Here is a 1,150-nt window from a genome sequence, read left to right on the forward strand (position 1 = left end):
TAATGATCAAGATAACTTCTGAACGCTAAGAAACTTCTCACACCACTTTCTGGCGTAGCTGACTCGCTGTGTCACTTGTTCAAATACGTCTTTGACGAGTTCGTGAAATTCGTCCTCGTCGTCGACGATGATCGGCGACATCGTCCATTTCAGCTGTTTCCAGACTTGCTCGATTGGGTTGAGATGCGGCGAACCTGATGGAAGGAAGATCAGGTCGATCCCTAGTTGATGTGCGCGCTTGCGTGTGTATTCACAGATGTGCGATCCGTGCTTATCTAAGACGAGCAGAATCCGCTGTCCCGGATTCTGCTCGCGGACCGTCTCTAAGACGCTACAGATCTTCTCTTTCTCTTCTGTTTCGGTCCAGCGAACCAGGCTTACTCCGTTCAATGCGTAGAATCCAACCGCCGAATCTTCGGTCTTGACTAGCTGCCGTTCAACGTGCGGATCATCGACGTACCACACCCGCCGCGAATTATCGTACGGCTGGGGGTGTGAGGCATCGAAAAAACCGACGACCGTACCGCCGTCTGTACAAACATCGTCGTCGACAACCCATCCGTCTTCTTCGTCACCCTTCTCCTTGTTATGGGGTTCGTCGTCAGTCTCGTCGAGCGCGTCAGCGACGCGCTCGTCGAGGACTTCCTCGGGATTCTCCGGCCTATTCGGCCGTTTCGGCCGGGGTTTCGCGTACGACAACCCAAGATCTCGGAGAAACTTCCCGAGGTAATCTGGGTGGTACTCGACACCGAACTCCTCAGCCAGAAGGTGCTGTATCTCCTGTGATTTCCATGGCTGCCCCTCTTGGAGAAGTTCAAGCAGTTCTTCTTGTTCGTTCTCAGCAAGTTTCGGGGGCCGACCGCCCCCGAAACTCGGCATCAATTCATCGACTCCGCCTTCGTTCCACGCATTCGCCCATCGGCGGCCGGTCGCTGCCGACCGAGCTTCCCGGTCAGCAGCTTCCGCAATCGTGTCGCCTTGGTAGAGATTCTTCACGAACCCGAGACGCCGAATCCTGTGCTTATCTTCGGCGTCACGGAGAAGCTCGTCGAGCTTCTCCTCCGAAAGGTGACGCTTGATCTCTTTGCGTCGATTGCTTCCCATTACCAGCACATTGAGTCCACCCCACAAAAGATTTCTCACTCATTAC

At 54.4% G+C, this 1,150-nt stretch carries 1 protein-coding gene; it reads right to left on the reverse strand.

Annotated features, from left to right (window positions below; all coding sequences use genetic code 11):
* Positions 1-6: 6 nt before the first annotated feature.
* Positions 7-1,104 (reverse strand): IS630 family transposase, encoded by a 1,098-nt coding sequence (locus EXE41_RS18520; protein ID WP_137691784.1) that lies wholly within the window; start codon positions 1,102-1,104, stop codon positions 7-9.
* Positions 1,105-1,150 lie beyond the last annotated feature (46 nt).

The organism is Halorubrum sp. SD690R, assembly GCF_005435035.1.
Lineage (GTDB): Archaea > Halobacteriota > Halobacteria > Halobacteriales > Haloferacaceae > Halorubrum > Halorubrum ezzemoulense.